This is a genomic window from Marivita sp., from assembly GCF_020055635.1.
In the GTDB taxonomy this organism is placed as follows: Bacteria; Pseudomonadota; Alphaproteobacteria; order Rhodobacterales; family Rhodobacteraceae; genus Marivita.
Window position 1 is genome coordinate 40,808 of sequence record NZ_JAIPUT010000024.1, and the last position, 18,943, is coordinate 59,750.

Genomic DNA, 18,943 nt, shown 5'->3' on the forward strand with positions numbered 1-18,943 from the left:
CGCGACGTGCCGCGTGACAATCCCGATGCGTCGCGCCATGGTCGCGGCGCGCAGATATCACGGGACGGGACGCCATGCCGATTTACGCCTTGACCATGCTTGCCGCCGGGATCGGAATCCCACTGCTGGCCGCGCTCAACGCGGCGCTTGGCGTGCGGATCGGCTCACCGGCAGCGGCGGCGATGGTGCTGTTCTGCGTGGCCTTGCTGGCGACCACGATCGTCACCCTGATCACCGGCCCACGGGCCTTGTCGGGAATCCCACTGGCGCCGCGGCATCTTCTTCTGGCCGGGCTTCTGGTGGCGTTCTACGTGCTGGCCGTCACCTATATCGCGCCGCATTTCGGCGTCGGGAACGCGGTGTTCTTCGTCCTGCTGGGCCAGTTGATCTCGGCCGCGCTGATCGACCATTTCGGCCTCTTCGGCGCCCGCGTCAGCCCGCTTGACCTGACCCGTGCCACCGGCATCGCGGTGATGGCGCTTGGCGTCTGGATCACCCAGCGCGCCTGACCGGCGTGCCTTGCTGCATCAGTTCAGGGTCAATCCGCTGATCGACGCGCGGATGCGGCTGTCAGTGTCGTCGCTGTCCCCCGACAACGCGATGCCGACCAGGGCCGCATCGCCGCCAAAGGCATCGGCAAAATCCCGCGACAGGTTCACGGTCTCGCTGGCGCTCCCGGTGCCCGCCCCCCGCAGCACGATTGTCTTGCCCCGGCTGCCCAGGTACGGACTGTCAAGCACCGCACCGCGCTCATGCGCCCCACCCCAGACATAGACCAGAACCCGCGCGGCATCATTCGTCAGCAGATTGCGGACGCTCGCGCCTTGCAGCGCCTGCGCCTGTCCCGGTGGCAGGAACACGAAGTAAAGCGCCAGGTTGCGATCGTCGCCCCCCTTGCGGCGCAGGTCCGTCGCCGGCACGCCCTCCTGCACGCTCCAGGACCAGCTGGCCGAGGACGCGTCCCAAAAAGGTTCCGGCAAGGCGCGATAGGCCAGCGACACAGACCCGTCCGACACCACGCTTACCGAGGTGCCGTTGAAGCCATAATCGTTGGACGAAAAAAGCGAGAACCTCTGCGTCTTCCACGACCCGTCGAACGGCACGGGTGCTGCGATGGCGGGCAATGCGGCGAGGGAAAGAACGGCGGCGGCAAGAACACGAAACATGCGGGAACCCTTTCTGAGACAGACCCGTGTTAACAGCCCGAACGGGTCACCCGCATCAAACGTTCCTGTGAGACGTCAACCGCGCCGTCGCGCGGGCCACGGGCCTCATGCCGGTGCGAGCCTCCCCTGGTCCAGCCGCAATTGCCGGTCCATCCGCGCCGCGAGCGCCATGTTATGCGTGGCGATCAGCGCCGACAGCCCGGTTTCGCGCACCAGCGTCATGAGCGCATCGAACACCGTGTCCGAGGTCGCGGGATCGAGGTTGCCCGTCGGCTCGTCCGCCAACAGGACCGACGGCTGGTTCGCCAGGGCCCGGCAGAACGCCACACGCTGCTGTTCGCCGCCCGACAGCGCCGCCGGGCGATGATGCGCCCGGGGTGCGATGCCGACGATGTCCAGCAACTCCTGCGCCCGCCTGTCGGCGTCGCGCCGCGAGACACCCGCCGCCAGTTGCGGCAGGACGATATTCTCCTGCGCGCTGAATTCCGGCAGAAGGTGATGGAACTGGTAGACAAAGCCCACCTCGTCGCGCCGCATCACCGTACGGGTGCGATCGGATGCCCCGGTCACGTCCGCGCCTGCGATCTCGACCTTGCCGCGGTCCGGCGTGTCCAGCAGTCCGGCGATATGCAGCAACGTGGATTTGCCCGCACCGGACGGCGCCACGAGTGCCACCACTTCGCCCTTGGTCAACGTGATGTCGACCCCGCGCAGCACCTCGACGGCGGCCGCTGTGCCGGTGTTGTAGGTCTTGGTGATCCCGGTCAGGCACAGGGCAGGATCACTCATAGCGCAAGGCCTCGACAGGGTTCATCCGGGCCGCGCGGCGGGCCGGAAAGATCGTCACGATGAAACTCAGCCCCAGCGAAAGCGCCACGGCGCTCAGCACGTCCCCGAGCCGAAGCTGGGCGGGCAGTTCGTAGATCCCACGCACCGCCGGATCCCACACGCCGCCGCCCGCGACATAGTTCACGAAGGAAAAGATCGGATCGATGTACAGCGCGAAGAGACAGCCAAGAATGACCCCGGCCACTGTGCCGATGATCCCGGTGAACGCGCCGCAGATGAAGAAGACCCGCAGCACCGCGCCCTCGGTCAGGCCCATGGTGCGCAGGATGCCGATGTCGCGCCCCTTGTTCTTGACCAGCATGATCAGCCCCGACACGATGTTCATCGCGGCGATCAGCACGAGGATCGACAGGATGATGAACATCACGTTGTCCTCGATCTCGAGCGCGCGCAGGAACCCGCCACTGGCATCCTGCCATGTCCAGACCAGCGCCCGCGACCCGCCCGCCTGAACGATGGGCAAGGTCATCCGGTCGACCCGGTCGGGATCGGCCACCATCACCTCGATCTCGTCCGCGACCCCCTCGCGGTTGAAATAGAGCTGCGCCTCGTCAAAGGGCATGTAGACGCGGGTTCGGTCGATGTCGTAGCGCCCGGCGGTGAAGATGTAGACCACCTCGTAGGCCTTGACGCGCGGGCTCGTGCCGAAGGCGGTGCGTACCCCGTCCGGCGAGATCAGTTTCACGTGGTCGCCTAGCGCGACGCCCAACTCACGCGCCACGCCGGAGCCGATCGCGATGCCCTCGGCAAAGCGGCCCAGATCGCCGCGCGCCGTTTCCGGATCAGCGATGCGGGGGATGGTGGCCAGATCCCCGGGTGCGATGCCGAAGACCTCGACCCCGGCGTTGCGGCTGTTGGCGGTTGCCATGACCTGCCCTTTGACGAGAGGGGCCGCGCGGGTCACGCCCGGCACCGACGCGACCGAACGGGCCAGCGCCTCGTAATCCGGGATCGTGCGCGAGGCGCGCCCGGCCGCATCCGTCTGGGCGGTGTAGTAAACCGTGACATGGGCGTTGGAGCCCAGGATCGTGTCGACGAATTCGGCGCGAAAGCCCGACCGCACGGCCAGCGTCGCAATCAGCGCGAACACCGCCAGGGTGATTCCGATCAGGCTGATCCAGGTCATCACGCTGACCCCGCCCTCGGCCCGACGCGCACGCAGATAGCGCCACGCGATCATCCATTCGAACCGGGCAAAGGGGGGTGGGGTCTGGGACATGTCGGTCTCTTGCTGCTCATGACGATAAGTGGCCGCTCGGGTCGGGCGGGTCAAGGCGTGCGGGGAAGGTCCGTTCCGGACCCATTGTTTCGCGCGCGAAACAACCGGTCAGCGGTGCTGACCTTTCGAAGCGCCGCCAAAGGGTTTTGGCCTGAGCAGCCCTGCATTATCTGATCCAAATGAACGCGATCTCGACCTGGTCTCAATACGATCGCGACGGGGTTCAAGATTTTTCGTACGAAAAATCTCGGCAGCGAGAATCTTCGTACGAAGATTCTTCAGTGCTTGTCCAATCCCGGTGCGCTTGGCATAGACACGGGCATGACCGGACCCAGATACCCAGACCTCATCGCCAAGTTGCCCTCCACCGTGCCCTTTGTCGGCCCCGAGGTGCAGGAACGCCAGCGCGGCGCGCCCTTCCGCGCGCGGCTTGGCGCGAATGAGAGCGTCTTCGGCCCCTCGCCCTTTGCCGTGGCGGCGATGCAGGATGCCGCCGGGCTGTGCTGGCAATACGCGGACGCCACGAATTACGATCTGGTCCGGGCGATCGCGATTCGGCTGGGCGCGCGTCCCGACAACATCATCATCGGCGAGGGCATCGACGGCCTGCTCGGGTACCTGGTGCGCCTGCTGGTGGCGCCCGGCGATCCGGTGGTCACATCGGACGGCGCCTATCCGACCTTCAACTATCACGTCGTCGGGTTTGGTGGCACGCTGCACAAGGTGCCGTTCCGAAACGATCACGAGGACATCGATGCGCTGATGGCCAAGGCCGCCGAGGTCGAGGCCAAGATCGTCTACCTGTCGAATCCCGACAACCCGATGGGCAGCTGGCACAGCGGAGCACGGCTTGAAAAGGCGCTGGACGCGCTGCCGGACGGGACGCTGCTGCTGCTGGACGAGGCCTATATCGAGTTCGCGCCCGAGGGCACCGCGCCCAGGATCGATCCGGACGATCCGCGGGTGATCCGCCTGCGGACCTTTTCAAAAGCCTTCGGCATGGCGGGTGCCCGGGTCGGCTACGGGATCGGCGCGCCTGACCTGATCAAGAGCTTTGACAAGGTCCGCAACCATTTCGGCATGTCGAAAATTTCGCAGGCGGGCGCATTGGCCGCTTACGAAGACGAAGGCTGGCTGGCCGAAGTGATCGCCCTGGTCGCGGCCGCACGCGACCGGATCGGGGATATCGCCAGAGCCAACGGGCTGACGCCGCTGCCCTCGGCCACCAATTTCGTCACCGTGGATTGCGGACGGGATGGCGCCTTTGCCAAGGCGGTGTTGGCCGCTCTGATCGACCAGGGCGTGTTCGTGCGCATGCCCTTCGTGTCCCCGGGAGATCGGGCGATCCGGATCAGCGCCGGGCGGCCCGCGGACCTCGATATCCTCGAGACGGCACTGCCCAAGGCGCTTGAGATGGCGCGCCGATAGGCGAAACCGGGGCCATTCACGGAAAATTCGGGTTATTCCGCCAGATTACCCCTGACGGGCGGGATTTCTGCGCTATCATGTCGCATCAAGCCTGCAAATCAGAGCGCGGAGGCTCCCATGGATCAACGCCATCCCAATCGGGTCGAGGATTACACGACGGCGAACCTAGTCCTGATTTTCGTCAACCTGCTTTGGATCCTGGGTGTGATCTGGGCGCATTTCGGGCTTCTCGCGGTGGCCGTGGCCGGCTGGGCGCTCAACCACGGCATCACCTGGATCGCCCGATACCGCGCCAGCCGCGAGATCCGCTGGCCCTCAGACGCCTGAGCTTGCCCCTGAAATCACCTTCGCCGCCTCGGTGACGCCGCCCGGTCGGTGCGGAATTTTCAGCGCGCCCAGCCCGGCCTCGACCGACCCCATAAGCCCGAGGATCATGTGCGTGTTCACATGGCCCATGTGGCCGAACCGGAAATAGCCGTCGCCCTTGGGGTCGTCCTCGTTGCCCATGCCAAGACCGATGCCCAGGGTCACCCCGGCCTGGTCGGAACACCACCTGCGCAGGTCCCGCCCGAGCGGCTTGCCGATGGCCAGCGCCGTCACCGCGTGGCTGCGCCGCGCCGGATCGGCCACGTTGAGCCGCAGCGGGCCGTCCTGGCCCCAATGCGCGCAGGCCGTCCAGATCGCCCGAGCCAGCGTGGCGTGACGCGCCCAGATCGCGTCGAGCCCTTCGTCGTGGATCATGTCGAGCGCGGTGCGCAGGCCGTAGATGTGGTGCGTCGGCGCGGTGCCGCCGAAATACTGGTAGAACGCCTCGGGTGCGGCACGCTGCGTCCAGTCCCAATAGCTGCTGACACGCTCGAGCGCCTTGCGCGCATCCGCCGCCCGGTCGTTGAAGAACACGAAGCCCAGGCCCGGCGGGCACATCAGCCCCTTTTGCGACCCGGTCACCGTCACATCGACGCCCCAGGCGTCCATCTCGAAGCGGTCGCAGCCCATCGCGGCGATGCAATCGGCCATCAAGAGCGCGGGGTGGCCCAGATCGTCCAGCAGCGCACGCAGCGGCGCGAAGTCGTTGCGGTTCGAACTCGACGTGTCCACATGCACCGCCATCACAGCCTTGTAGCGATGCCCGGCGTCGGCCTTCAGCCGCTCTGCCACGCGGTCAAGGTCGATCGGGCCGCCATTGCCGAAATCGAGCAGATCCACCTCGATGCCGCGCGCCTCGGCGACGCGGCTCCAGCCAAGGGCAAAATGCCCCGTGGAAAGAACCAGCACCGTTTCGCCCGGTGCCACGGTGTTCGCGAGCGCCGCTTCCCATGCGCCGTGACCATTGCTGATATAGATCGCGACATGACCGTCGGTGCGCGCGACCCGCTTCAGGTCGCGGGTCAGGCCCGGCATCATGTCGGGCAATTCGCCTTCATAGATGTTCGGAGAGGCGCGGTGCATGGCGCGCAGAACGGCATCCGGCACGACGGACGGTCCGGGAATGGCAAGATATGTGCGACCATTGGCAAGCGACATGAGCAACCTCGACAGGATGGGAAAACCCTGTTGCACGAACAGGATGACGCGCAACCTACCCCGATCCGCCGCGCCGTCAATAACGTGCAGCGCTTGCCAGCGCGGCTTGCAGTCTCTACATCCGCGCCTGACGTGAAAGGGACCGGATGCTCGGACAGCTTTGGACACGGATCGAAGACGCGGAGCGCAGGCTGCGCCGGTCCTTCGGCAAGGACATCACCGACCCGCGTGCGCGGCGTTGGGCGACCTTTCATTACCATGTCTTCGATCACGCCTTCCTGCGCACATTCTGGACCAATTTCTTCGAAATCGCGCCGGGCGTGTACCGGTCGAACCAGCCGACCCATGCGCGCTTCCTGAAATACAAGGCGATGGGCATCAAGACCGTGGTGAACCTGCGCGGTGAAGACAAGTACGCGCATTACCTGTTCGAAAGGGAAACCTGCGAGGCGCTGGGGCTCAACCTGGTCAACGCCAAGCTCTGGGCGCGCAACGCCGCCAGCCGCCAGCGGATCGTGCATGTCATCGACACGCTGCGGGCGGCGGAAAAGCCGCTGGTGTTCCATTGCAAGTCCGGCGCCGACCGGGCGGGGTTCGTGTCGGCGATGTACATGATGGTGTTCGAGAACCAGACCGTCGAGACCGCCCGCAAGCACTTGTCGCTGAAATACATCCATCTCGATTTCACGGCGACCGGGGTGCAGGATTACATCCTTCACGTCTATGCCGCGCGCAACGGCCGCAGCCCGATCGGGTTCGAACAGTGGATCCGCACCGAATATGACGCCAAGGCGATCCAAGCCGGGTTCGACCGCAAGATCCCCGCGCACAAGCTGAACCTGCCGGCAGCGCTGGCGACGTGACGGACGCCGACGTCAACCCGCGGGGGCTGCTGCTCTGGGTCTGGCGTGGATACCTGGCGCGCCATTGGCCCCTGCTGATCGTCGCGCTGCTGTTCATGGCGCTGGAAGGCAGCATGTTCGGCGCGCTGTCCTACATGATGAAGCCGATGTTCGATCGCGTGTTCGTCGGGGGCGAGTCCGACGCGATCTTCTGGGTGGGCCTTCTGTTCCTGGCGATCTTCGTGATCCGCGCCGTGTCGAGCGTCGTGCAGAAAGTGCTTCTGACGCGGATTTCGCAGCTGTCCGTGGCCGACATCCGGCAGGATCTTCTGGCGCATCTGATGGTGCTGGACACCGCCTACCACCAGACCCATTCCCCCGGCTACCTGATGCAGCGGGTCGAGGGCGACGTGGACGCGATCAGCAAGGTCTGGCGCACGATCATCACCGGCGCCGGGCGCGACGTGATCGCTCTGGTGTCGCTGTTTGCCGTGGCGATATCCGTGGACTGGCGATGGACACTGGTGGCGCTGCTGGGGGTGCCGCTGCTCATCGCGCCGTCAATCGTCCTGCAACGCTACGTGCGCGGCAAGGCGCGGCGCGCGCGCGATGTGGCGGCAAAGCTGTCGGTGCGCCTCAACGAGGCGTTTCACGGCATCACCCCGGTCAAGCTCAACGCACTGGAACGCTACCAGTCCGACCGCTACCGCACGCTGACGGAAGAGCGCGTCAGGGTCGAGACCCGCAGTGCGCTTGGGCAGGCGACGATCCCCGGCCTGATCGACATCATGGCCGGCCTGGGATTCATGGGCGTCCTGTTCTATGGCGGCAACGAGATCCTGTCAGGGGAAAAGACGGTCGGGGATTTCATGGCCTTCTTCACCGCCATTGGCCTGGCCTTCGAACCGCTGCGGCGCCTGGGCAACGTGGCCGGTGTCTGGCAGGTCGCCGCCGCCGGGATCGAACGGATTCGCCAGATCCTCGATACGGTGCCGGACCTGCGCACGCCGGCGCATCCCAAGCCGCCTCCGCAGGGCGTTCCGGAGATTCGACTTGAAGATGTTTCCCTAAGCTACGGGGATACAAGCGTAATCAAGGGCTGTTCGCTTATGGCAGAAGCGGGATGCACCACCGCGCTGGTCGGGCCGTCCGGGGCCGGAAAATCAACCATTTTCAACATATTGACCCGCCTTGTTGATCCATCACATGGAAAAGCCAGCATAGGTGGCGTGCCTGTCGCGGAAATGGAGCTTGGCGCGCTGCGGGGGCTGTTTTCGGTCGTGTCGCAGGAGGCGCTCCTGTTCGATGACACAGTGCTGGAAAACATCCTTCTTGGCCAGACCGATGTATCCGATGCAGACCTTCAGCGGGCACTCGACGCAGCGCATGTGTCGGATTTCCTGCCGCAGCTGTCCGACGGCCTGAACACACCCGTGGGCCCGCGCGGATCGGCCCTGTCGGGTGGGCAGCGGCAACGGGTCGCCATCGCCCGCGCGCTTCTGCGCAACCGCCCGATCCTGCTGCTGGACGAAGCGACCTCGGCGCTCGACACCGGGTCCGAGGCCAAGGTGCAGGCCGCGCTCGACGAACTGTCGAAAGGCCGCACGACGCTGGTCATCGCGCACCGGCTGTCGACGGTGCGGGACGCGCACAAGATCATCGTGATGGATCAGGGCCGGGTGATCGAAGAGGGCACGCATGACGATCTGCTGCGCCAAGGCGGCGCTTACGCTTCCCTCCACCAGATGCAGATGCGGGACTAGACGCCCAGCGCGGTTTGCGTGGTCTTGTCCCAGCCCAGATGGATCGAACTTCCATCGACGATCAGGGGGCGCTTCATCAGCTTGGGATGATCTGCAAGAAGGGTCTTCGGCTCTTTCGCGCGCTCTGCCGCGTCAAGACCGCGCCATGTCGTGGACCGCGTGTTCAGCACCCTGTCCCCGTAAAGATCGAGCGCCCGATCCAGCACGGCTTCGGGCACCGGGGTTTTCGAGACATCCACGAACTCTGCATTAGGCAGGGCCTTCAAGGCCTTACGGCAGGTGTCGCAGGTTTTCAGCCCGTAAAGAATCATCCGTCTTCCCTCATCCTCGGAACGCCGCGAATCAAAGGCACATGCAAAATGCATGATCTGCACTTGTTTTCGCGTGACATCGGCCAATCTTTTAACCGTGACGGGGTGTCGCAGATTGTTTGCCCTGTCGCAAGCAAAGCGACCTTTTCGGGTCAAAGGTGACGAGAAGTCAAAGGTGACGACAAGAGGAGACACGGAGACATGCCGAACGGTACCGTGAAATGGTTCAATTCGACCAAGGGCTACGGCTTCATTTCCCCCGAAGATGGCGGCAAGGATGTGTTCGTTCACATCTCCGCAGTGCAGCAATCGGGTATGGAAGGTCTGGCCGACAATCAGAAAGTCAGTTTCGAGATGGCCGAAGGCCGCGATGGCCGGATGATGGCCTCGAACATCTCGGCGATGTAAGGGTCAGGAGAAAGATCAGGCCGTCTGCAACCGCTGCGCCTCTTGCCGGGCCAGCCGGATCAGTTCCGAGACAAACGGCTTTTCGATGTCCGTTGTGCGTGTGGCGGCATAAAGCCGTCGCGTGATGCCTTTTTCCGTCAACGGCCGGGTGACGTAATCCGAGCTGTATTTCACTTCGCGCACGACCCAGTCGGGCAGCACAGACACGCCGCGGTTCGACGCCACGAGAAGCAGGATCACAGCCGTCAGTTCCACCTGTCGCACGGCAGCGGGTTCGACCTTGGCCGGGATCAGCAACTGGCTGAACACGTCCAGCCGGGACCGTTCCACCGGATAGGTGATAAGGGTCTCGCCGCGAAAATCCTCGGCCTCGACATAGGGCTTCTGCGCCAGCGGATGCGCCGAAGACGCCACGAATACCGCATTGTAATCAAAGAGTTCCGTGAAGGTTACGCCCGGGATCTCCTCGGGGTCCGACGACACCACCAGATCCACATCCTCTTTCTGAAGCGCCGGCAGCGCGTCGAAGGCAAGGCCGGGCCGGATGTCCACATCCACGTCAGGCCAGGACTTGCGAAACGCCTCGAGCACCGGGAACAGCCATTCGAAACAGGCGTGGCATTCGATGGCGATATGCATCCGGCCCGACGATCCAGCCCGCAGCCCGTCGAACTCGGCGGCCAGCGCCTCGACCTGCGGCAGTACCTGGTTGGCCAGCCGCAACAGCCGCATGCCCGCCGCCGACAGCCGCATCGGCTTGGAGCGCCGCACGAATAGCTCGACTCCCGCCTGATCCTCGAGCGCCTTGATCTGGTGGCTGAGCGCGGATTGCGTGATGTTGAGCTGGTCCGCGGCCTTGGCCACGCCGCCGCAATCATGGATGGCGCGGATCGTGCGCAGATGGCGGAATTCGATGTGCATTATCAACTCTTCTCATGTTGATCTTTAGTTTTATGAGTTTGTCTCACAATGCTGCACATGCGACAAGAGCCCTAACGCCATCAAGGGCCATCAAGGATTGCAGAGATGACAGCACCGTCGATTTCCTTCGAGTTTTTCCCGCCACAGTCGCTGGAGGCCTCGTTCCGGCTTTGGGACACCGTACAGGTTCTTGCCCCGTTGCAGCCGCGCTTCGTGTCGGTGACCTATGGTGCGGGCGGCACGACCCGCGACCTGACCCGCGAGGCGGTCGCCACCCTGCACAAGTCGTCGGGCCTGCCGGTCGCGGCTCACCTGACCTGCGTCAACGCCTCGCGCGAGGAAACCCTGGGCATCGCCCGCGATTTCGCCGACGCCGGCGTGTCCGACATCGTCGCGCTGCGGGGCGATCCGCCAAAGGGGTCGAGCGGATTTACCGCGCATCCCGATGGCTTTGCGACGAGCGTCGATCTGATCGAGGCGCTGAACGAGACCGGCGATTTCACCATTCGCGTCGGCGCCTATCCCGACAAACACCCCGAAGCCGCGGATTCGCAAGCCGATGTGCAATACCTCAAGCGCAAGATCGCGGCCGGGGCCTCCGAGGCCCTGACCCAGTTCTTCTTCGAGGCCGAGACCTTCTTCCGCTTCCGCGACGCCTGCGAAAAGGCCGGAATCGATGCGCCGATCACGCCGGGCATCCTGCCGATCGAGAACTGGAAGGGGGCCGCGCGCTTCGCCAAGGCCTGCGGCACGCCGATTCCGACCTGGCTTGCCGACGCATTTGACAAGGCCGAGCGCGACGGCCGCGAAGACCTGCTGGCCACGGCAATCTGCGCCGAGCTGTGTTCCGACCTGATCGATGGCGGGGTCGACACGCTGCATTTCTACACGCTCAACCGTCCCGAACTGACTCGCGATGTGTGCCATGCGCTGGGTGTGACACCCAAGCTGGACCTCAAGAACGTCGCTTAATCCACGGGGCCGCCCAGAGCCGATGTCAGCTTTGCCGCCGTGTCCTTGACCGCGGCGGCAAGGCTTTCGATACGCTCATCCGGTATGCGGGCCGACGGGCCAGAGATCGACACGCCCGCGACCGGCTCTCCATGCATGTCGAAGACCGGCGCCGCGATGCAGCGCATGCCGTCATTTTTCTCTTCGGCATCAAACGCATAGCCGCGCTGGCGCGTCGCGCCGAGATCGGTTGCCAATGCCTCGGGCGTGACCAGCGTGTGTTCGGTGAAGGCGGTCAGCTTGTGTTTGCGGACAACCGCCGCGACCTCCTTGTCGGACATCTGCGCCAGAAGCGCCTTGCCGATGCCCGAGGAATGCATCGGCGACATGCTGCCCGGCGGAAAGAAGGCGCGGATGTTGTGATGCGTCTCGACCTGGCTGAGGAACAGCACCTGCCCGTCACGGGACACGCCGAGATTTGCGGTCTCCTGCGTCTGCTGCATCAGTTCGCGCAAGAAGGGCCGCGCGCGTTCCACCAGCGATGTGCGGCGCAGAAAGCGCGAGCCGATGTGAAACGCCCCTGCCCCGATATGCCAGGTTTGCGCGACCGGGTCGAAATCCACCATGCCGCGCCCTTCGAAGGTGGTCAGCACCCGGTAGACCGTCGCGGGTGATTGCTTCAGGTCTTCGGACAGATCGGTCAGGGTCGCCCCGCCCCATTCGCTGAGCCGTTCGAGGATGATCAGCGCACGGTCAAGCGACTTGATCCTGTTCTGTTCGGTCGTGTCGCCCCAGGCACGAGGCCGACCGCGGGCGCGACGTTCTGGTCCGGTATCTGCGTTCATGCCTGTTTCTGCGCCTTGCATTGTCTCGATACAAAAAATATTTTTACAATGTGAAAAATTCGGCGTTGAAATGCAAGCCGTAACGCACAGCTTGGTGTGAACGGAAGGATTGCAACATGCGCATTGTCATTCACGGGTTCGGGCGTATCGGTCGCGTGATCCTGCGGCAGATACTGACCACGCCCGATCATTCGGATATCGAGGTGGTCGCGGTCAACGACATCGCGCAGCCCGACACCTGTGCCTATCTGTTCAAGTATGACAGCGTCTTCGGCCCCCTACCCGGTGGCGTGACCCATGAAAATGGCCGGCTTCATGCGGGTGGCCGGTCGATCCCGCTGCTGACCGGCGTCAGGATGGCCGACCTGCCGCTTGACGGGGTCGACCTGGTGCTGGATTGCACCGGTGCTCTGAAGGACCGCCCCACCGCCGAGTCGGCGCTGGCTGCGGGCGCTGCGGCGGTGCTGATCTCGGGCCCGTCCGACATCGGCGACATCACCATCGTGCACGGCGCCAACGACGAGGCGCTTGGTGCGGCGCGGATCGTCTCGAACGCCTCCTGCACGACCAATGCGCTGGCGCCCTTGCTGCGCGATCTGGACGCGCGGTACGGTCTGATCCAGGGGCATATGACGACGATTCATTGCTACACCGGCAGCCAGCCGATGGTGGATGCGCCGCGCGGACCGGATCTCGCCCGCAACCGGGCCGGTGCGGTGAGCATGGTGCCGACGACCACAAGCGCGGCAAGCCTGATCGACCGTGTGCTGCCGGATCTTGCCGGGCGCGTCACCGGAGCGGCGGTGCGGGTGCCCGCGATCAGCGTTTCGGCGGTCGACCTCGTGGTCCGTCTGGCCTCCCTGCCACGCGATGCCGCTGGCGCCCTGCGCGCGCTGGCCGACGAGAACCCGGTGCTCGGCCTTGTCGAGGACCCTTGCGTGTCGGTCGACCTGCGCGCACGGACCGAATCCCTGGTCATCGCACCGAACGAGACGCTTCAGACCGGCGATCAGCTTCGCATCTTTGGCTGGTACGACAATGAATGGGGTTTCTCGGCCCGAATGATCGATGTCGCCAGAATGATGCACCGTCGCGCGAAGTAACGCAGGATTCTTGCCAGATCGCCCCTGTTGACCTCTAATGGCCGCAAAGAGCAGGCAAAACCGCCTGCCAGAGGCCATCGGAGCAGCAGATGGGCAGAGGAGCCGAACTGTCGGTCGACAACGGTGTCGCGCAGATTGCGCTGGATGCCGGACCCTCGGCGCGCCTGAACCATGCCCTTCTGGTCGCGCTTGATGCCGCACTGACGCGGGCTTTGAAGGACGACGCGGCCGAAATCCTCGTCATTCGCAGCGCCGGGTCGGTCTTTCCTTCCGGCGTGACGGCCCCCCAGGGCGGCGGCGATGACCGGGACAATTTGCTGGCCGATCTGTGCCTGCGGATCGAGCGCAGCGCGAAACCGGTGATCGCGGTGCTTTGCGGTCCCGTCGTCGGCTCGGGTGTCGAACTGGCGCTCGCGGCGCATTACCGGCTGGTCCACAAGGGCACCCGGTTCGGGTTGCCGAATGCACGGCTTGGCCTTGTGCCCCATGCCGGTGCGACCCAGCGCCTGCCACGCCTGGTCGGGGCCGAGATGACGCTCGATCTGTTGCTCGGAGGCGCGCTGCTTCCGGTCACGTCGGGAAAACTGGCGCGGCTTGCGGATGACCTCTACGACGACACGCCCGATGTTGCGGTCGAACGCCTGGTTGCCGATCTGCGCCAGTCCGGCGCGCAGCCACGTCCGACGGCGGACCGACGCGACGGGTTTGCCGATGCCAGGGCCTATCAGGCCGCCCTGACCCGCCTGCGGCCCAGGATCGAGTCCAGCCCCGAGATCGCGCCGAAACACATCCTTGCCGCGGTCGAGGCCGCCATGCTGTTGCCGATCGACGCCGGACTGGCCTTTGAACGGGCGGCGCATGAGGATTGCGCCGAAACCCGGCAATCCAAGGCCCTGTCCCACCTGTTTCATGCCGAACAGGCCGTCGCTGCGCAGACCCGGCGGACCGACCTGCCCGACATCTCGACGCTTCTGGTGCTGGGCGGCAGCCCCATTGCGGTGCAGATCGTGCGGGCCGCGCTTGACGTCGGAGTGGCCGTCAACTGGGCGATCAAGGACCCGGCGCAGCAGCGCGATGCGGTGGGACAGGTCCGCGCGATGATGCAAGAGGCGGTGGAGGCCGGAAAACTGCCTGCCGCCCGCGCCAAGCACGCGCTCGATGCCCTGCGCTACGATGTGCCCGAAGAAATGATCGACGGCGCGGACATGGCCCTGCGGGCCACGCGCGGACAGCGCGGCGTTCCGGTTCCTCCGGACATGCCGCTTGCGCATTGCCTGCCCGGCACCGATCCGCGGCTGGCGATCCAGTTCGTGCCACCGGCTTCGAAAACCCGCCTGATCGAGGTGGTCCTCGGCCCCAGCGGCACCGAGGCGGACCGTCTTGCGGGGCTGGCGCTCGCACGGCGTCTGAACCGGCTGGCCGTGGTCGAGACGACGTCCGGCCTCGGCCTGCATGCGCGGCTCCTCGAGACCTTGTGGCGCGCGGCGGATGCGCTGGTCGATCTGGGACAATCCCCCTTTGCCATCGACGCCGCCCTGCGGGACTGGGGCATGGCCCATCCGCCGTTCGAACTGGCCGACAGCATCGGCCTGGACATGACCGCGCGCCACGCCCGCGCCGAGGGTTGCCAGAACTGGTCGGGCGAACTGCTGAATTCCGGCCGATACGGCCGGGCAACAGGAGAGGGATTCTATGCCTACCCGACCTCTGGTCCGGCAGAGCCGGACCAAGACGTGCGGCACCGCATCAACAAGCTGCGGGCGCCACGCACCGCCCTGCCCGACGACCTGATCGTCCGCTCTGTCCTTGGCGCGCTGGCAAACGAGGGGGCCAAGGCGCTGCGGGACAAGATCGTGCCCCGCGCCGGCGACATCGACGTTCTGTCGGTCTTCACGCATCTCGTTCCCACGTGGCGCGGCGGTGTGATGCACGCGGTCGGCGACATCGGCCTGCTGAGGACCGTCCACGCGATGCAGGGGCTGGACCACCCGGACAGCGATCTCTGGACCCCGGAGCCGGTATTTGCAGAGCTGATCAAGTACGGACGGACCTTCGACGACCTTTAGGATCAGCTCAGGAAGATCCCCACGATCACCAGCATCAGGCCCAGCACCGAAACGAACAGCGAGCCCAGGTTGATCGGCATCACCGTCTTGACCTCGGTGCGCAGGTCGTCGTCGCTCAGACCCGCCTTGCGCGCCCTGTTCACCCGGAGGATGCAGTAGACAAGGCCGCAAAGCCCGGCGAAAGACAGGGCGGCCCCAGACCAGATCAGTATGTCCATGATGCGCTCCCGAAGTGATCCAGACCCACCGGGCGGTAATTCATCGCCCGGCCGCTGACAAGCCCTTGAAGGCCCGCCCGGCCATCGCTACGACACCGTCCAGACGCAAGAGGAGCCCACGATGGACGACAGCGCAATCGAAGCCAATTACCGCGTGACCGCAGATGAGCTGCGCCAGTTCATCGAACGGATCGAACGGCTGGACGCGGAAAAGAAAGACATCGCCGAGCAGCAGAAAGAGGTCATGGCCGAAGCCAAGGGCCGCGGCTACGACACCAAGGTGATGCGCAAGGTCATCGCGCTGCGCAAGCGCGAACCCGATGACATCGCCGAGGAAGAAGCGGTTCTGGACATGTACAAGCAGGCGCTCGGAATGTCCTGAGCGTTTCGGCGGGCACCCAGGGGTCCGACGGACGGGTTTTGCAAAGCGGGCGGTGTGTCGGTTCAGACGCACCGCCCGTTTTCCGTAGCGCCAAGGTCCGGTGTCTGACGACCTCAATCAGCCGTTGAACCCGCGACCGGGCGCGCGTCCCGGGCGTGGGCTTTGCGCATGACAACGGATCGGCATGATCCTAACGTCGTGCCATGCAACCAAAACTCCTCACGACACTTCCAGGCTATACACGATCGTTGCTGTGGCAGGATGTCGTCGCGGGTGTGACGGTTGCGATGGTGGCGTTGCCGCTTAGCCTCGCGATTGCGATCGCGTCCGGCGCGGACCCCGCCAAGGGCCTCGTTACCGCGATTGTCGCAGGTTTCCTGATCTCCCTGCTGGGAGGCAGCCGCGTTCAGATCGGCGGCCCGACGGGTGCCTTCATCGTGGTCGTCTACGGCATCATTGCCGAGCACGGATATGACGGGCTGGTGCTTGCCACGTTCATGGCCGGGCTGATCCTGATTGTCGCCGGGGTCTTCCGGGCGGGCAATCTGATCCGGCTGATTCCCGAGCCGGTCATCAACGGCTTCACCATCGGCATCGCCATCATCATCGCAACGAGCCAGTTCAAGGATCTTTTCGGGCTGACGGCGGCCGACGTTCCGGCAGAGTTCCTGGCCAAGATCGAGGTGCTTTGGGCGGCGCGTCCAACCTTCTCGACCTCTTCTGCCGCGATCGGCCTTGCCACGATGGCGCTGATCGTCCTGTTCCGCCGCGTCGCGCCGAAGCTGCCGGGTCTGATCGTCGCCGTCGCCTTGACGTCCGGCCTTGTTGTCGCGGCCGATCTTCCGGTGGACACGATCCATTCGCGGTTCGGAGATCTTCCCGGCACCCTGCCCTGGCCTGCAATGCCGGAGGTCAGCCTCGAGACCATCATCGGGTTGCTGCCATCGGCGTTGATCATCGCGTTCCTGGCAGGTGTGGAATCGCTCTTGTCGGCCATGGTGGCCGACCGCATGATCGCGGGCCATCACCGTCCCAATGCAGAGGTGCTGGCACAAGGCGTGGCGAATCTCGGATCGTCGCTGTTCGGCGGCATGCCCGCGACCGGGGCCATAGCCCGCACCGCAACCAATATCCGGGCCGGCGGCAGGACGCCGGTGGCAGGTCTGGTCCATGCCGCAACGATCCTGCTGGTCATGATGGGCGCATCACGGCTCGTCGGGTATATGGCGATGCCGGCCTTGGCGGGCCTTCTGGTCCTGACAGCCTGGAACATGAGCGAGCCGCAGAAATGGCGTGGCTACCTGGCGGAGCGCAAATCCGATGTGTTCCTGCTGGCGATGACCCTGATCCTGACGGTGCTGGCCGATCTCACTGTCGCCATCGGAGTCGGTGTGGCGCTTGGTCTTGCCTTCCGATTGCAGCGCCGCAAGGCGCCGGCCTCGGATTGGTCCGAACCGGATCGATAGGTGCCGAAAGGGAAACAGGCTGGTCGGTTCGAGGCCGCCTGCGATTCCCAGGTCGCCTCATGGCGAAATCAGCGAAACCCCCGGCATGCGGCCAAGTTCGAACAGGTCTTCCTCGTACTGCTCGGAAAGGTCCGCGATCAACGCCTCGTCCCAGCCCGGGACATCCAGCTCGTCCTCGATCTTGGAGTCGTCGGCGTATTTGTCGAGAAACGCCACCATGATGCGCCGGATCTGCACCTCGGTCAGATCCGGCCTGTCGGCGAGGTAGGCGCGAAACCGCGTCATGCCGTCCGGGGACATGATGTCGGCCATCCGGGAATAGGCTCCGATGATCGGATGGGTCGGTTCGACCCCGACGATCTCGCGGATGATCTCGCCCCAGATCAGCGGGCTGTCCTCGTCAGACCAGACCGTGACCCGAACACCCGGCAACGCCTCGGTGAGCCGCGCAATGAGTTCGGTCCAGCGCACCTGCATCGGGTCCATCCCGTTCAGCAGCGCTGGGAGGCTGTCATGTGGCGTCGCCTTGAGCAGCGCCGGCAGAAAGGTCGCCGGATTGCGCAGCGCCATGTAGATTTCCAACGTGTCCCCGGCGAAGATGTCTTTCAGAATGGCCAGCCGCTGTTCCGCCTTGCGGTAGACCGCGCCGCCCTGAAATGCGATCTTGGGCACCGAGAACAGGTTCTCATGCGACAGGACAAGCCGATCGACATGGCCCGAATCCTCGTCGAGGATGCTGTCCAGCAACACCTCCCGCGTGCCCGGCGCGGGCGCAGCCCCGTTCAGCGCGTTGAGCATCTCCGAGATCAGCCTGCGGTACTTGCCCGGTCCGGGAATGGCGATTCCCTCGGGACGCAGCTGGTCGCGGTTGCGCAGCAGCGTCTTGAACAGCCGATCGGCATCGGTCTCGTGAAGGCCTGTATGAAGGACAACCTGCATCTGTTCTCGTTTTCTCGTTGCCTGCCCGCAGTATAGGCCGACCGCTTGCAATGAAAACCACGTTCCGGCGCGTCTTCGCAAATCACGAAAAATCCCCAGTTTGCCTCTTGCGCAGCCGCCCGACACTCAGTAATCACCCGCTCGGAGCCCCTATAGCTCAGCTGGTAGAGCAACTGATTTGTAATCAGTAGGTCCGCGGTTCGAGTCCGTGTGGGGGCACCATTTCTTCAGTTAACCCATTGGTATCACTCCAGCTTTTAGCCACTGCTAGGAGCCGTAGACCATGTCGGAGACCATTTCACGCCCGTTCACTTTCACCAAAGACGGGGTTTTCTACTTCAGCCGACGCATCCCGAAAGAGCTGAAGCACCACTATTCCTCCCCTCGGATCGCGTATTCTCTGCGCACCAAATCACCTAAAGCGTCCGGCTAAAAACCTGAATCGTTGGGATTCCGTTGATGTGTGATCTGTGATTCACCCTGTTTGGGAGGATTGATAATGTCAGCACCATTGCCGGATGCGCTTCGGGCGCGGTTTCAGA

The 18,943-nt window shown here is 64.6% G+C and carries 21 protein-coding genes and 1 tRNA gene; 13 read left to right on the forward strand and 9 right to left on the reverse strand.

Annotation, left to right across the window (positions count from 1 at the left end; genetic code table 11):
- Window positions 1–74 precede the first annotated feature (74 nt).
- Window positions 75–509: a DMT family transporter gene (locus tag LCF60_RS12785; RefSeq protein WP_292292230.1), complete on the forward strand. Its 435-nt coding sequence runs from the start codon at window positions 75–77 to the stop codon at window positions 507–509.
- Window positions 510–527: 18 nt separating this feature from the next.
- On the opposite strand, the gene LCF60_RS12790 is transcribed toward LCF60_RS12785, so the two are convergent.
- From LCF60_RS12790 to LCF60_RS12800, 3 genes are all read right to left on the reverse strand, one after another.
- Window positions 528–1,166, reverse strand: coding sequence for a DUF3047 domain-containing protein (locus LCF60_RS12790; RefSeq protein ID WP_292292232.1), 639 nt, complete (start codon window positions 1,164–1,166; stop codon window positions 528–530).
- A gap of 105 nt (window positions 1,167–1,271) precedes the next feature.
- A complete protein-coding gene (locus LCF60_RS12795; RefSeq protein ID WP_292292233.1) occupies window positions 1,272–1,955 on the reverse strand; it encodes an ABC transporter ATP-binding protein in 684 nt (227 codons plus the stop codon).
- Window positions 1,948–3,234, reverse strand: coding sequence for a lipoprotein-releasing ABC transporter permease subunit (locus LCF60_RS12800; protein ID WP_292292234.1), 1,287 nt, complete (start codon window positions 3,232–3,234; stop codon window positions 1,948–1,950). Before LCF60_RS12800 ends, LCF60_RS12795 begins: the two co-directional genes overlap by 8 nt.
- Before the next feature lie 321 nt (window positions 3,235–3,555).
- On the opposite strand from LCF60_RS12800, the gene LCF60_RS12805 reads away from it, so the two are divergent.
- Window positions 3,556–4,662: a pyridoxal phosphate-dependent aminotransferase gene (locus LCF60_RS12805; protein ID WP_292292235.1), complete on the forward strand. Its 1,107-nt coding sequence runs from the start codon at window positions 3,556–3,558 to the stop codon at window positions 4,660–4,662.
- A 117-nt stretch (window positions 4,663–4,779) separates the two neighbouring features.
- Complete coding sequence (locus LCF60_RS12810; RefSeq protein ID WP_292292236.1) at window positions 4,780–4,989, forward strand: histidinol phosphate aminotransferase; 210 nt, start codon at window positions 4,780–4,782, stop codon at window positions 4,987–4,989.
- Here LCF60_RS12810 and LCF60_RS12815 read toward each other — a convergent pair.
- Window positions 4,978–6,186 (reverse strand): aminotransferase class V-fold PLP-dependent enzyme, encoded by a 1,209-nt coding sequence (locus LCF60_RS12815; protein WP_292292259.1) that lies wholly within the window; start codon window positions 6,184–6,186, stop codon window positions 4,978–4,980. The genes LCF60_RS12810 and LCF60_RS12815 overlap by 12 nt on opposite strands.
- Window positions 6,187–6,332: 146 nt before the next feature.
- Here LCF60_RS12815 and LCF60_RS12820 point away from each other — a divergent pair, with 146 nt between their 5' ends.
- On the forward strand, window positions 6,333–7,049 hold the full coding sequence (locus LCF60_RS12820; protein WP_292292238.1) for a tyrosine-protein phosphatase: 717 nt from the start codon (window positions 6,333–6,335) through the stop codon (window positions 7,047–7,049).
- Window positions 7,046–8,791: an ABC transporter ATP-binding protein gene (locus LCF60_RS12825; RefSeq protein WP_292292240.1), complete on the forward strand. Its 1,746-nt coding sequence runs from the start codon at window positions 7,046–7,048 to the stop codon at window positions 8,789–8,791. Before LCF60_RS12820 ends, LCF60_RS12825 begins: the two co-directional genes overlap by 4 nt.
- Here the strand turns inward: LCF60_RS12825 and LCF60_RS12830 are convergent.
- Window positions 8,788–9,102 (reverse strand): ArsC/Spx/MgsR family protein, encoded by a 315-nt coding sequence (locus LCF60_RS12830; protein WP_292292241.1) that lies wholly within the window; start codon window positions 9,100–9,102, stop codon window positions 8,788–8,790. The genes LCF60_RS12825 and LCF60_RS12830 overlap by 4 nt on opposite strands.
- A gap of 201 nt (window positions 9,103–9,303) precedes the next feature.
- On the opposite strand from LCF60_RS12830, the gene LCF60_RS12835 reads away from it, so the two are divergent.
- Window positions 9,304–9,510, forward strand: a complete 207-nt coding sequence (locus LCF60_RS12835) for a cold-shock protein (protein ID WP_292292243.1) — start codon at window positions 9,304–9,306, stop codon at window positions 9,508–9,510.
- A 15-nt stretch (window positions 9,511–9,525) separates the two neighbouring features.
- Here LCF60_RS12835 and LCF60_RS12840 read toward each other — a convergent pair whose 3' ends face one another.
- Window positions 9,526–10,431: a LysR family transcriptional regulator gene (locus LCF60_RS12840; protein WP_292292245.1), complete on the reverse strand. Its 906-nt coding sequence runs from the start codon at window positions 10,429–10,431 to the stop codon at window positions 9,526–9,528.
- 105 nt (window positions 10,432–10,536) lie between these two features.
- Here LCF60_RS12840 and metF point away from each other — a divergent pair, with 105 nt between their 5' ends.
- The gene (gene metF / locus LCF60_RS12845) at window positions 10,537–11,403 is read left to right on the forward strand and encodes a methylenetetrahydrofolate reductase [NAD(P)H] (RefSeq protein WP_292292246.1); all 867 of its coding nucleotides are present in this window, start codon (window positions 10,537–10,539) and stop codon (window positions 11,401–11,403) included.
- On the opposite strand, the gene bhcR is transcribed toward metF, so the two are convergent.
- The gene (gene bhcR, locus LCF60_RS12850; RefSeq protein ID WP_292292248.1) at window positions 11,400–12,227 is read right to left on the reverse strand and encodes an HTH-type transcriptional regulator BhcR; all 828 of its coding nucleotides are present in this window, start codon (window positions 12,225–12,227) and stop codon (window positions 11,400–11,402) included. The genes metF and bhcR overlap by 4 nt on opposite strands.
- Before the next feature lie 116 nt (window positions 12,228–12,343).
- Here bhcR and LCF60_RS12855 point away from each other — a divergent pair, with 116 nt between their 5' ends.
- On the forward strand, window positions 12,344–13,330 hold the full coding sequence (locus tag LCF60_RS12855) for a glyceraldehyde 3-phosphate dehydrogenase NAD-binding domain-containing protein (protein WP_292292249.1): 987 nt from the start codon (window positions 12,344–12,346) through the stop codon (window positions 13,328–13,330).
- 89 nt (window positions 13,331–13,419) lie between these two features.
- Window positions 13,420–15,396 (forward strand): enoyl-CoA hydratase/isomerase family protein, encoded by a 1,977-nt coding sequence (locus tag LCF60_RS12860; RefSeq protein WP_292292250.1) that lies wholly within the window; start codon window positions 13,420–13,422, stop codon window positions 15,394–15,396.
- Between the two features lie 2 nt (window positions 15,397–15,398).
- Here the strand turns inward: LCF60_RS12860 and LCF60_RS12865 are convergent, their stop codons facing one another.
- Window positions 15,399–15,614: a hypothetical protein gene (locus tag LCF60_RS12865; protein ID WP_292292252.1), complete on the reverse strand. Its 216-nt coding sequence runs from the start codon at window positions 15,612–15,614 to the stop codon at window positions 15,399–15,401.
- Between the two features lie 121 nt (window positions 15,615–15,735).
- Between LCF60_RS12865 and LCF60_RS12870 the strand changes: the two genes are divergently transcribed.
- Window positions 15,736–15,996 (forward strand): DUF2312 domain-containing protein, encoded by a 261-nt coding sequence (locus tag LCF60_RS12870; protein WP_292292253.1) that lies wholly within the window; start codon window positions 15,736–15,738, stop codon window positions 15,994–15,996.
- Window positions 15,997–16,199: 203 nt separating this feature from the next.
- Window positions 16,200–17,462 carry a SulP family inorganic anion transporter gene (locus LCF60_RS12875; protein ID WP_292292254.1) on the forward strand — a complete coding sequence of 421 codons (1,263 nt, stop codon included), beginning with the start codon at window positions 16,200–16,202 and terminating at the stop codon, window positions 17,460–17,462.
- A 57-nt stretch (window positions 17,463–17,519) separates the two neighbouring features.
- On the opposite strand, the gene LCF60_RS12880 is transcribed toward LCF60_RS12875, so the two are convergent.
- Window positions 17,520–18,401, reverse strand: a complete 882-nt coding sequence (locus LCF60_RS12880) for a hypothetical protein (RefSeq protein WP_292292256.1) — start codon at window positions 18,399–18,401, stop codon at window positions 17,520–17,522.
- A gap of 146 nt (window positions 18,402–18,547) precedes the next feature.
- Between LCF60_RS12880 and LCF60_RS12885 the strand changes: the two genes are divergently transcribed.
- Window positions 18,548–18,623 (forward strand) — tRNA-Thr (locus LCF60_RS12885).
- A gap of 61 nt (window positions 18,624–18,684) precedes the next feature.
- Window positions 18,685–18,834, forward strand: a complete 150-nt coding sequence (locus LCF60_RS24625; RefSeq protein WP_363318413.1) for a DUF6538 domain-containing protein — start codon at window positions 18,685–18,687, stop codon at window positions 18,832–18,834.
- Window positions 18,835–18,943: the final 109 nt, after the last annotated feature.

Coding starts and splice junctions, on each gene's coding strand:
- LCF60_RS12855 (WP_292292249.1), top strand. CDS start 12,344: ATGCGCATTGTCATTCACGGGTTCGGGCGTATCGGTCGCGTGATCCTG.
- LCF60_RS12830 (WP_292292241.1), bottom strand. CDS start 9,102: ATGATTCTTTACGGGCTGAAAACCTGCGACACCTGCCGTAAGGCCTTG.
- LCF60_RS12860 (WP_292292250.1), top strand. CDS start 13,420: ATGGGCAGAGGAGCCGAACTGTCGGTCGACAACGGTGTCGCGCAGATT.
- LCF60_RS12880 (WP_292292256.1), bottom strand. CDS start 18,401: ATGCAGGTTGTCCTTCATACAGGCCTTCACGAGACCGATGCCGATCGG.
- LCF60_RS12805 (WP_292292235.1), top strand. CDS start 3,556: ATGACCGGACCCAGATACCCAGACCTCATCGCCAAGTTGCCCTCCACC.
- bhcR (WP_292292248.1), bottom strand. CDS start 12,227: ATGAACGCAGATACCGGACCAGAACGTCGCGCCCGCGGTCGGCCTCGT.
- LCF60_RS12840 (WP_292292245.1), bottom strand. CDS start 10,431: ATGCACATCGAATTCCGCCATCTGCGCACGATCCGCGCCATCCATGAT.
- metF (WP_292292246.1), top strand. CDS start 10,537: ATGACAGCACCGTCGATTTCCTTCGAGTTTTTCCCGCCACAGTCGCTG.
- LCF60_RS12785 (WP_292292230.1), top strand. CDS start 75: ATGCCGATTTACGCCTTGACCATGCTTGCCGCCGGGATCGGAATCCCA.
- LCF60_RS12835 (WP_292292243.1), top strand. CDS start 9,304: ATGCCGAACGGTACCGTGAAATGGTTCAATTCGACCAAGGGCTACGGC.
- LCF60_RS12795 (WP_292292233.1), bottom strand. CDS start 1,955: ATGAGTGATCCTGCCCTGTGCCTGACCGGGATCACCAAGACCTACAAC.
- LCF60_RS12815 (WP_292292259.1), bottom strand. CDS start 6,186: ATGTCGCTTGCCAATGGTCGCACATATCTTGCCATTCCCGGACCGTCC.
- LCF60_RS12790 (WP_292292232.1), bottom strand. CDS start 1,166: ATGTTTCGTGTTCTTGCCGCCGCCGTTCTTTCCCTCGCCGCATTGCCC.
- LCF60_RS12810 (WP_292292236.1), top strand. CDS start 4,780: ATGGATCAACGCCATCCCAATCGGGTCGAGGATTACACGACGGCGAAC.
- LCF60_RS12870 (WP_292292253.1), top strand. CDS start 15,736: ATGGACGACAGCGCAATCGAAGCCAATTACCGCGTGACCGCAGATGAG.
- LCF60_RS12865 (WP_292292252.1), bottom strand. CDS start 15,614: ATGGACATACTGATCTGGTCTGGGGCCGCCCTGTCTTTCGCCGGGCTT.
- LCF60_RS12875 (WP_292292254.1), top strand. CDS start 16,200: ATGCAACCAAAACTCCTCACGACACTTCCAGGCTATACACGATCGTTG.
- LCF60_RS24625 (WP_363318413.1), top strand. CDS start 18,685: ATGTCGGAGACCATTTCACGCCCGTTCACTTTCACCAAAGACGGGGTT.
- LCF60_RS12800 (WP_292292234.1), bottom strand. CDS start 3,234: ATGTCCCAGACCCCACCCCCCTTTGCCCGGTTCGAATGGATGATCGCG.
- LCF60_RS12820 (WP_292292238.1), top strand. CDS start 6,333: ATGCTCGGACAGCTTTGGACACGGATCGAAGACGCGGAGCGCAGGCTG.